This window comes from Aquiflexum sp., from assembly GCF_041751335.1.
GTDB lineage: Bacteria > Bacteroidota > Bacteroidia > Cytophagales > Cyclobacteriaceae > Aquiflexum.
The window spans coordinates 1-5,567 of the sequence record NZ_JBGSXS010000321.1; the positions used below are offsets into that span (position 1 = coordinate 1).

The 5,567-nt window shown below is 38.2% G+C and carries 5 protein-coding genes; all 5 read left to right on the plus strand.

What is annotated here, in order from left to right; all coding sequences use genetic code 11:
* Nucleotides 1-379: 379 nt before the first annotated feature.
* Nucleotides 380-1,186, plus strand: coding sequence for a hypothetical protein (locus tag ACEW8U_RS17855; RefSeq protein WP_373523416.1), 807 nt, complete (start codon nucleotides 380-382; stop codon nucleotides 1,184-1,186).
* Nucleotides 1,187-1,456: 270 nt separating this feature from the next.
* Complete coding sequence (locus tag ACEW8U_RS17860; RefSeq protein WP_373523417.1) at nucleotides 1,457-2,845, plus strand: hypothetical protein; 1,389 nt, start codon at nucleotides 1,457-1,459, stop codon at nucleotides 2,843-2,845.
* Between the two features lie 38 nt (nucleotides 2,846-2,883).
* On the plus strand, nucleotides 2,884-4,380 hold the full coding sequence (locus ACEW8U_RS17865; RefSeq protein ID WP_373523418.1) for a hypothetical protein: 1,497 nt from the start codon (nucleotides 2,884-2,886) through the stop codon (nucleotides 4,378-4,380).
* A gap of 78 nt (nucleotides 4,381-4,458) precedes the next feature.
* Nucleotides 4,459-4,929, plus strand: coding sequence for a hypothetical protein (locus ACEW8U_RS17870; RefSeq protein WP_373523419.1), 471 nt, complete (start codon nucleotides 4,459-4,461; stop codon nucleotides 4,927-4,929).
* 138 nt (nucleotides 4,930-5,067) lie between these two features.
* The coding region (locus tag ACEW8U_RS17875; protein WP_373523420.1) for a glutaminase at nucleotides 5,068-5,567 on the plus strand (500 nt) is incomplete at its 3' end.

A 5,567-nucleotide genomic window follows, 5' to 3' on the forward strand; every position in this document is an offset into this window, starting at 1 on the left:
CATTTTATCATTCTCCTCCAAGAGTTTGAGGATTATGGTTTGTAAGCTTCCTTTGATCAGATTATTGTTTGACATGTTTTCTACGATGCATCAGTAAGGCAAATATATAAAAAAATTATATACATAAGAAAGTTGGGTATATTTTTAGATATGAGATTTGAGACGTGAGACGTGAGATTTGAGAACCGAGAGGCGAGAAGCGAGAGATTAGAATCAAGATATAAGAGGCAAGAACAAAGAGAAGTTTGAGAAACTTAAGAAGAGAGAAAAAAAGTAAAGCATGTCTTTGCGAAGTATTATTTTTTAATTTTTGATCCAATAAAATAATCTAACCAATTATTAGTTATTATAGCATGTTTTATTTTAATAATCCCTGTTTATGAAATTAAAAATTGGTTTTTCTATAATGATGATAGGTTTTGTTATGGATGGTTATGGGCAGCGTTACTATGAAAAAGAACTGCTCTCGACGAGACTGGAAAGAAAAGAAATGAGGCAAAAAGCAAGTGTGGCAGATGGGGGTTATGTGCTTTTTCAGGGGGGGCTTAGAAAACATGAAAATGCAAGAAATAATCAGGTTTTCCCAGGTGGTTATGGAGGATACAATGGCATAGTTGGGGTGAATTATGGTTACAGGTTAAACAATGCTTCACTAGAAATGGGATTGGGTTTTATCTGGGAGGATCATAGAGAGACCTATTTTCTAGAGACAATAGGAGAAAGTTTCAGGACTTTTGGGAATTATAATTCTATATTCCTTCCCCTTGTCATAAAATATGATGTACCTACAGGTCCATCCAAGAAATTCAGGTTCGGGGCTATGGGTTCATTGAACTTTCTAATTCTCCAAACAAGAAGCTGGGAACAGCAGGGAAGAGGAACCCACTATTTTGATTATTTCAATGAAAGAGAAAGGTATTTGCAGTATAATTATTATTGGGACCGGCCAAGGATATCAGGATTTTTTAAAGCAGGATTGTATGCGGAGTTTCAGGTTTTCAAGTCCTCCTTCCTGAATCTTCAATTTTCCAGAGCAATTGCTGCAGGTCCTTTACGAACAGTCAACTATGAATGGGAGTATAAAGGGCAGAAGGGCAGTTTCTCGGATGACCTCAAGATTGATGGGTATATGGTAGAAATTGCCTACAAATTGCCATTGAATTTGTTTTCAGCTACCAAATATTAGAGACGTGAGATGTGAGACATGAGATTTGAGATGGGGTCCTTACTGAGAGGAAATCCTGAATTTAAGGATTAAAAAGTATTGGAAGAGGAGTTTTCGTTAGTGGTTGGAAAAATGTCGATGAGATTGTTATAGATTTTAATGAGTGAAAATTTATATTGATTAATGAATTGCTTCGGAAAAGGACCTAATGATTTTTTCTTTTCATATAAAAGGAATTAGTTTAAAAGTCTTAATTTTAATGTAATGATTCGTTCACAAAATATTTCTAAAATGAAAAAACTACTGCTTTCAATGAGTATGCTTTTGTGGATGTGTTCTTTTCAAGCAAATGCCCAAAGCAGGATCAATCTTGAAATGTACCTTGTTCCTCAACAACACCATCAAAGTTTATTTAATGATCCTTCACCTTCCATGGATTTTGCTACTCGTACAGGATTGAATTTGGGTTTGGGTTTGTCCTATAATATCAATAGGGACTTGCAACTTGTACTGCAATCCTGGCATGCATCGTCACCTTTCCGATTTACACAACATGCCGAAAATTCCGGTTCTACATTTTTATCAGGACCGCAGCGAAATAATTCCGGTTTTTCCTACAGTAATTTCAGTTTGGGTCTTAGAAAAACCTGGGGAATGGGAGAGCATGCACTTTATGTTCAACCCGCTTTGGGAATAAATAGATCACGTAGTTTTGGATTTGAAAATCAAGATACTTCAGTAAGTTTTCCCAGAGTCAATTTGACCACCCAGGTTGTTCCTTCGGCATCTGTTGAAGTAGGGATGAAGTTCAATGCTCCAAATAATAATTATTTTATAGTCGGATTAAGACATCATCAAGGTTTTGGATTGATGCAATCTTGGTTTACGTTTGGAGTAGAGGAACTTTGGCCTCAAGTTCAACGCAGGGGCAGCTACACTGGTCTTGTTTTGGGCTATGGCATAGACTTTAGGACAAGAAAAGGGGAAGATTGGAGAGTCACCAAAAAGGAGCGTAAAACAGAGAAGCGTGTGGCGGCTTGGGGGGATGGCACTTATGTAATGTTTACCACCTTACAGAGATCCCAGCCTGATTTTGTTCAAAGTAATGCTTCCGGAATGAACAGGTCTAAACCTGCTTCTCAAATTCTATTTGGTTACACTTCAGGTCAATGGAGTTTTGAGACCGGTTATTCCAGTTGGAGGAGTCAAACAAAAACAGAATCTGAAAATTTTGGTTTGATCAGCCTAAATGACCCAATGACAAGGGCTATTCCACTCCGGGCAAGGTATCATTTGGATATAGGAGAAAACAACCGTCTGAGATTAGGCGTTTCGGCTGCTACTTTCATGACATTGAATACCGTAAGGATGAATGTGACCCAAAGAGGTGCCTTTATATTGAATGATGAACGTGTCCCAATTCTATTGTCTGTCCCCGCAACTCAGAGCTCCGGAGGTAAACTGTTTTATCAGGCAGGTGCTTTCATGGATATACCTTTCTTCAATTCCAGCATACTTTCATTTAACTTTTCACAAAATTTCGGGAGCCCTGAAATCGGAGTTGTAAATGTTCAAGAAATAGTCAACAGAGAGCGGGTTGATTATATGAAATCGGGAAATTTAAACGGGTTTAATATTGAAGTAGGTTTAAAGTTGCCCATCAGTACTTTGGTCAGATAATAGTTTTGATTAATCTTTTGTAAAATCTATTTTAACTTATGAAGCAGAACTTACCTCAGAAATCACAACTTTACTTAAAGCATATTCTTATGCTCATTGGTGTGATTTCGATTGTAATTGGAGCCAAAGCCCAAGGGAAATTCAGTTTGGAGCTATCAGGAGGACCTTCAAAGTCTTACTTGAATTTCGATAATTCTGCATTTGAACCTGATTATCGATCTTATACCAAATTGGCATGGCATGGTAGCTTAGCGGGGTACTATGGAATAGGAAATGACCTTGAGTTAGGGCTTCAATTGGATTTGTTCAAGAGGAATCATTGGAGAACTTTTGGCACTTATAATTATTTAAGCCCATTTACCTTTTTAGGGGAAAATGTTGTTCAGACTGGATTGATGTTGCGGAAGTCCCACCTCAATCCCAATCATAGCGGTTTCTATTGGCAGACTGGCCTCAGTTTAATTTTCCCACCATCTCCTTTCAACCTGATAAGCAATGGAGAGCCTATTGATGGGATTGAAACAGGACTGCTCAAAAGCAGGCTAGGTCTTGGGCTCAATGCTGAGGTAGGCTATAAAATTTTCAACCGTAGGGACAATTATTTTCTCATCGGTCTAAGGTACCAACAAGGACTTTACCGAATGGAACATTACAATATCCCAATCTATAATAGAGAAGAACAAATGGCTGTTCATCAGGTCAGAAGCAATGGTTCTTTTGCATCAACCTTTTTGGGCTATGGCATCAATACTTCCAATTGGAGCAAGCACAATAAGAAAATCCCCAAACGGTATTACAACCAAAATAAGATGATCAAAAATGAATTGGCCAATGCTGACGGGTTTTACCTGATGGCTTATGGAGGCTTTAGGATCAAGGAACCTATCACGCCAAGGCAGGATATCTACTTCAACAGCAGTGGTCAGTTCAGTACTGTCTTAGGATATAAAATGGGCCGGTATTCCTTGGAGACCGGTTATGGACAATTTTCTGCGGGAAATAATATTTCACTGGATTACGGGTCATATCAGCCTATTTGGACAGATTGGGTGATTTATGGAATCAATACGCCTTTTATTCCTTTGACTTTCAAATATGATATTCCGATTTCAGAATTCAAGACTGTACGATTTGGGCCGAGCTTCAGTTCTTACTTTTTGTTGAAGGACAACACCCATCAGAACAATTACATCTATCGGACCACAGGTGGCGGAGTTATTTTTGAAGATGGTAGCAGGATTGACGTGACAGGAGTGGTCAGGCCTTTGCCCATTGAAGTACGGAAGTATATGTTTTTCAATGCAGGTATGCACTTGGAGTTTCTGGTTTTCAACTCAAGTTTCATGAGTTTGAATATTTCGAGGAATTTTGGGTCTCCTGTTATCAGCAGATTCGAAGCTGACTATCAGGTGGAAACCACTAATATAAAATTCGAGCAGGAAGCCACTTTGGATGGTTTCAGGTTTGATTTTGGCTGGAAGTTGCCATTGAATATCCTCGATAAACAAAAGAAATTAGCTTTTTTAACAAATTAGTTAACACTTATTAACCAGTCTCATAGTTTAAAATAAATTCGGTACTACTACTTTTGATCAAAATAAACTTAAAGTAGTATGAAAACATTCTATATAGGATTAATAGTTTTATTCTTTTTTTTAATTGTACAAAATTCCAATGCGCAAAATCGTTTTGATATTGAGCTTTATGGTGGAATCAACAAGAATTACTTTCAGGCAGGAGAGTCAGCCACCAATCCGGACTTGCAGTTTTCCAGTTCATTGGGACAGCATGTAGGGTTTAATTTTTTGCCCAGGATCAGTCAAGATTGGCAATTGAGTATCCAAACAGAATGGATGCGGTCAGCTATAAGCTTGGAAATTCCCTCCTTCGTAAACATTAGGAACCAATATAACCATTATGGCAATTACGCCATCGGAGTCCGCTACAATTTGGAAAAGGAAAAAAATGCCATTTATTTTCAACCATCTGTGGATATCTCGATGAATAATTACCTGGATTCCCTGGTAGACGGTTTTATCAGGTGTCCGGAGTTACAGGTTCCTTTGAATCACAAGGCAACTTAAATGGTTGGATGCTCGAAGTCGAATACAGATTGCCGCTGCATCTTCTATTCAAAAAATAACGGTCATTGATGGTTTGATAAAAAATAATTATTCACCTTAGAAATTGATTATTGAGCGAAAAATCATCACTTTGAAAACATGGACTACCAGCAATTAATAGAAGAAGTTTACGAAGAAGTAAAATCAAAAAACCCAAGAGGAAAGGTGGCGGATTATATCCCGGAACTGGCAGAAGTAGCTGCTGAAAGATTTGGGATAGCATTGGTTGACTTGGAAGGAAATGTCTTTGGTGTGGGGGATTATGAAATGCCTTTTTCCATACAGAGTATATCCAAAGTGCATACCCTTACCATGGTGGCACATATTTTTCAAAGCAAACTATGGTCAAGGGTGAATGTGGAACCTAGTGGCAATCCCTTCAATTCCATTGCCCAATTGGAATTTGAAAAAGGGATTCCCAGAAACCCTTTTATCAATGCGGGTGCCTTGGTCATTACCGATGCCCTGACCACAAAGTTTGAGGATCCCATTGCCGAAGTCAGTCAATTCATCAATGATTTATCAGGAAAAGAATGTGTAAGGATCAATCAGGATGTTTTGGATTCTGAACTGAAACATTCAGAAAGGAATACCGCGCT

Coding starts and splice junctions, on each gene's coding strand:
- ACEW8U_RS17855 (WP_373523416.1), top strand. CDS start 380: ATGAAATTAAAAATTGGTTTTTCTATAATGATGATAGGTTTTGTTATG.
- ACEW8U_RS17860 (WP_373523417.1), top strand. CDS start 1,457: ATGAAAAAACTACTGCTTTCAATGAGTATGCTTTTGTGGATGTGTTCT.
- ACEW8U_RS17865 (WP_373523418.1), top strand. CDS start 2,884: ATGAAGCAGAACTTACCTCAGAAATCACAACTTTACTTAAAGCATATT.
- ACEW8U_RS17870 (WP_373523419.1), top strand. CDS start 4,459: ATGAAAACATTCTATATAGGATTAATAGTTTTATTCTTTTTTTTAATT.